General features: G+C 51.2%; 5 protein-coding genes. All 5 read right to left on the bottom strand.

Annotated elements, in window-relative coordinates:
* Nucleotides 1-397: 397 nt before the first annotated feature.
* Complete coding sequence (locus AAH187_RS18715; protein WP_342350008.1) at nt 398-838, bottom strand: VOC family protein; 441 nt, start codon at nt 836-838, stop codon at nt 398-400.
* A 29-nt stretch (nt 839-867) separates the two neighbouring features.
* Nucleotides 868-2919, bottom strand: a complete 2052-nt coding sequence (locus AAH187_RS18710; protein ID WP_342350007.1) for a sigma 54-interacting transcriptional regulator — start codon at nt 2917-2919, stop codon at nt 868-870.
* Between the two features lie 66 nt (nt 2920-2985).
* Complete coding sequence (locus AAH187_RS18705; protein ID WP_342350006.1) at nt 2986-3411, bottom strand: VOC family protein; 426 nt, start codon at nt 3409-3411, stop codon at nt 2986-2988.
* A 17-nt stretch (nt 3412-3428) separates the two neighbouring features.
* On the bottom strand, nt 3429-4451 hold the full coding sequence (locus tag AAH187_RS18700; protein WP_342350005.1) for a class I SAM-dependent methyltransferase: 1023 nt from the start codon (nt 4449-4451) through the stop codon (nt 3429-3431).
* Between the two features lie 79 nt (nt 4452-4530).
* A partial coding sequence (locus tag AAH187_RS18695) for a hypothetical protein (protein WP_342350004.1) occupies nt 4531-4716 on the bottom strand: 186 nt, incomplete at its 5' end.

Here is a 4716-nt window from a genome sequence, read left to right as displayed (position 1 = left end):
ATAACGAGGAAACCACGGACCAGTTCAATTGGTCATGCGACACACATTATAAAACCAGGAGATTCCATGAACATCACCACAGGTATCCAAATAACTTGTGTTCCGTGCCACAAAAATAAGAAGCTGGCGACGATCCGCATCAGCGCGTAGGTCTGGACGGTGAAGATTTCATAAACATCGAAAGTCCTCTTGTGTTCTAAATTAATCTGTTGATCTGGTGAATAGATGGGGTGCATCCCTCTTGCCTCTGAGACCCTTTTATTTTTTTGAAAAATTCTCAAACGCTTGCGAGGGCTGTTCGAAACGAATTCTATCCTCTACGACAACCATGTAGCTAACCATTGGGCACTTGCCTTACCCGTCCGGTGAGTCTATTCACCATCCTTCACCTTTATAATCAGGAACCAAGCAAGCACTTCTCCGGCTGGTCGCTCCCTTCATAAAATCGCGTCTCGATTACATTTCCTTCAGGGTCGGTAAAATAGATCGAGGTTCCGGATCCACGAGCGCCCCAGCGTTGGACAGGCCCTTCGCTAATGGCAATCTTATGGTCACGTAGTCGACCGTATAAGTCCTCCCAATCTTTTTTGGTGAGTGAAAGGCAAAAGTGGTTCAGGTTATTGAAGCCTTTACCTCCTGAAATGTTTTGTTCCCATAACTTTTTGGGAAATAAATCGATCACGGTATGCTGATTAATGCGGACGGATGGGAAGGGCACCTCCCCGGCACGGTAGTCTTCCAGGCGCTCGGCAGGAAGCCGGAGAACCTTTGTATAGAAGTCGATCATGGGTTCATCATCTTCAATATTTAAGACAATGTGATCCAGAAATCCTTGCATAGACATTCTCCGCTGTTGGCTACACACTATTACGTCGGGCGGGAGATTCCGAGTTTTTTCATTTTTGAGATTAACGTGGTGCGTTTCATCCCCAACCGTGCTGCGGTGCCGGCAGCACCGCCGATGACCCATTTGGTGTCTTGCAAGGCCCGGAGGATATGATCCCGTTCGGCGCCCTCTAGGGTTGCCATTGACTGAGTCCCCCGCTGAAGATCTGCTTTGAGGTCCAATAAGGGCACAGCCAGTTCGGAACCCTGGGAAAGAATAACCGCTCGCTCAATCAGGTTTTCCAGTTCGCGAATATTCCCCGGCCAGGGATAGCCCGCCAGACGTTCCATCGTTTTGCTTGGAATAGTCTCGATGGGCTTTTTCATTCTGGTGGCATAACGCTGGGCAAAATACCGAACCAGAATCGGGATATCCTCCTGCCGTTCGCGAAGGGGGGGAACCGTGATCGGAAAGACATTCAACCGGTAATACAAATCACTACGAAATTCGGCGGCTTCTACCATCTGCATTAAATCCCGATTGGTGGCCGCGACCAGTCGCACATCCACCCGGATGGTGCGCGTCCCGCCCAATCGTTCAAATTCCTGCTCCTGGAGGACCCGAAGCATCTTGGACTGCAGCTCTAATGGCACTTCCCCGATTTCATCTAAAAAAATCGTTCCACGATGCGCCAGTTCAAAGCGGCCGACCTTTTGAGAAATAGCCCCCGTAAACGCACCTTTTTCGTGGCCGAATAGTTCACTTTCCAACAGACCCGTCGGAATCGCTGCGCAGTTAATTTTGACAAACGCCCGGTCATTTCTCGTGCTGAGCTGGTGAAGGGCGCGGGCAATGAGTTCCTTCCCGGTTCCCGTCTCGCCAAGAACCAGCACCGTTGAATCGGTCGGAGCCACAATTTCAAGTTGCTGAAGAACATGCTTTAACCCACGACTCTCCCCGACAATGTCCTCAAAGTTCGCTTCGGTGCGAATCTCCTCGCGAAGATACAGATTCTCCTTTTCCAATTTTTCCTTTAATTCGGTGATCTCCTGATAGGCAAGGGCATTATCAAGTGCGATGGCCATCTGTCCGCCCACTTGCGTCAGGAGGTCGGCATCCGCCCCGGAAAAAGCCGAGGGACGGGTGCTACCGACATTCAACGTCCCCAACACTAGGTCCGGCAGCATGAGCGGGACACAGCAACCGGATTTCACGCCTTCCTCGATCAACTGCCCGGCCGTGTCGGAATGAAATTGTTGCAGGTCGGCTTTCTGCCAACAGACCGTTTTCCGTGATCGAAAGGCTTCCCCGGCTGGCGTGTCATCGAGGGCAATCGAATGCCTTCCTCCTAGCAGACCTTTCCCCGATGGAAAATCCAGCACATGTCGATGAAAGTTCTTCGCGCCGGGATTATAAAGATACAAGCTGGTGACTTCATGCGGGACCACCCGACGCATAGCGGCGACCATAGTGGTAAACAACGCGCCTAATTCCAGTTTCGAGACGACCGCATTGTTGACATCCAGCAACACTTGCAGGCGATCCCGCTCCCGGCTCAATTCCTCTTGATGCAGGACATTGTCCACCGCAACGGCCACCTGTCTGGCGACCTGAAGAAGAAACGTCAATTCGGACTCCTTGTAGGTGTCCTTTTCAACACTCGCAAAGTCGAGTGATCCCAGGCGGCGTAAGGCGGTAGTCAGCGGGACAGTACATAAAGATTGCACACCGTCTTCAAGCATTAACGGAAGAACCGTGGGAAACCGGGAGTCTTGAGTCAGGTCGGAAATAATCAATGGCTGCTGGGCTTGCCACACCCAGCCACTCGGATGGGCATCCAAGGCCCATTCTTTCCCGCCCTGAATATCCGCAGGAATGTTGGCCTGAATAATATAATCCTGGATGGTGTTTTGTTCGGGCCGATGAAGAGCCAGACCAATAAAATTTAGGGGAACGATACGGGGAAGGCGTTGGGCCAGGTCCTGTATCAGGTTAGTGAGATTCCGGTGGGCGGCGATCGCCTCGGAGACCTCGAGAAGAGACTGGTAGCGCGACGACTGATCTCCCAAAACCGACTGAGCGAGTTTATCCATAGGGCTACAGTATCGCCGATTACCCCTAACAAAAAAAAGCCACGTGGCTGTTTGCACCCCATCTCGTCAAGGGGCTTTGGGAGGCGAAGTGAATGTGATCCCGATATCCTGGACCTCCCGGTAGGGAAGGAGCCAGACCAGAGATTCATCATGCAGGTCTCCGACTTGGATCCGGTTGCCCCAGGGATCACGGAAATCACACCGAAAATCAGGATGCACCTCCAAACCATATTTCTTAGTGATTTTTTCCCGAACTTCCTTCACCTGGGCGTCATCCCGGACCATGATGCCGAAGTGTTTGGTCCGATCCGGCTGAAGGGTTTTCACTTCAAAGATCGCCAAAAACTGGTGCTCCCCCATTTTGCACCAGGCCGCACCCTCCCCGCCTCGTAACATCTCAAGATTGAAGACATCCGCATAAAACTCAACGGCTTTCTGCGCGTCGTCAACTTCAATCACCACATGATTGACACCATAGACTTGGACGGACATTTGTAATTCTCCTTCCCTTATTTCTTCGTGATAATGACTCGTTCATTTGAGGCAGGGACATCGTGCATGATGCTCTCGCCAAATCCGGCATGGCGGAACATGCGATCATATTCACTGAAGACGTAGGCATCTCCGGCAGGAGTCGTGGCTAACATAATCAAGCAGAACTCAGCCATCGGCGCAGGAGAAATACGATCTTCATTTGGAATAAATTCCAGCGTGATCACATAGCCTCCCGGCTTAAGTGAGCCATAAACCTTTTTCAAAAAGGTCTCGCAAGTGGGCACATCGAAGTGATGCAGAAAATTCGTGAGAAGGATCACGTCATAGTCTTTGCCAAATTCCACCTCAAAGGCACTCCCCGGCAATTCATGAAATCTTCTGGTGATCCCGGCTGTTTGTGCATTCTCTCGCGCGACCGTCAACACATTGGGCCAATCCTGAGCCGTAATCTCAGCCTCAGGGAGTTTTCGAGCGATCTCAACACCAAACATTCCATGGCCGGCCGCCACATCCAAAACCTTGCGAGTATTCGCGGCCTCCTGTTTCACCCAATTGGCAATCCACTCAGCCGGACCTTTCATGAGCGGAACCATTGACCGGGCAAAGGTCACCCAATCCGGATGTTCCGGCGCCAGGGTTCCTTTCTCTCCGACCACGGTTCCTCCTTTTCGAACCGCACCGGTGAGCTGTTTGAAACCTTCCACGAGGGGAAATGACAACATAAAATCCAGAGTCGGCCCTAAATAGGCCGGAGAAGTCCTGGTTAAAAATATTTGGGAATCTAAAGTTAACTGATATTCTTCCCCGGATTTGGTCAGAAAGCCACCAACGGTTAGATAGTCGGCCAACATGCGCATCCCTCGCTCGGACCCGCCGCATCGTTGAGCTAAGGCTTGAGGTGTGCTGTGACCTTCGCCAAGCGCGGTAAACAATTCCAGTTCGATGGCCGTTTTGAGCGCCGCCGTCCGCACATGCCCATTGACCGTTTGAAAAAATAATTGAGGTGAAGGTCCTTCAGTGGGTTTCGTCATTGCCATGATGTGCTCCTATCTTTGAAACTTCCTTCTTCATAATAATTCGTGAAAATTGCCACGCCCCCTCAAATGACCCTGGGTTTCAGACCTGTATGCGCCCCTTCATACGACGACGAACAACAACCCAGGGAAGGTTAGGATTAAATTGCATTAATAATTTTGGCTTTACAGCTTTACGTTCTGTATCGGGAATCCCTCTTGGGGTTTTCCAGAATAACTCGCTGGGAGGTGAACGCATCGCATTTGTGTACCCCACTTTCGTGTCAAC

Origin of the sequence: uncultured Nitrospira sp. (assembly GCA_902500695.1) — a bacterium.
Classification (GTDB): domain Bacteria; phylum Nitrospirota; class Nitrospiria; order Nitrospirales; family UBA8639; genus Nitrospira_E.
The sequence above is the reverse complement of the archived record's forward strand: the minus strand, read 5'-3'. Positions and strand labels throughout refer to the sequence as shown.